The organism is Salifodinibacter halophilus, assembly GCA_012999515.1.
GTDB classification, from domain to species: domain Bacteria; phylum Pseudomonadota; class Gammaproteobacteria; order Nevskiales; family Salinisphaeraceae; genus Salifodinibacter; species Salifodinibacter halophilus.
Window position 1 is genome coordinate 1 of the sequence record JABEEB010000776.1, and the last position, 234, is coordinate 234.

Below are 234 nucleotides of genomic sequence, written 5' to 3' on the forward strand. Positions count from 1 at the left end.
CAGGATCCGAGCCGCTGGAGCAAGCTCGACGTGCCGGACAAGTCCGCGCGCGTGTTCCACTTCCACGAGAACACGCTCAAGGCGTTGCGCGATTTGCTGTGCGCGGCTGGCCTGCGGCATACCTCGGAGATCGGCCCCGAGCACATCCTGCGCCGGGTCACCCCGACCGAGGTGCGCTCACTCGGCGCGTTGTACAACTTTCTCGCACCGGGCGATTTGCTCGGCAAGATTCCG

General features: G+C 65.8%; 1 protein-coding gene. It reads left to right on the forward strand.

The genetic code is table 11. The annotated features are described in order from the left end of the window. Positions 1-234 (forward strand): FMN-binding glutamate synthase family protein (locus tag HKX41_13690; protein NNC25185.1); only part of this gene is annotated, 234 nt, incomplete at both ends.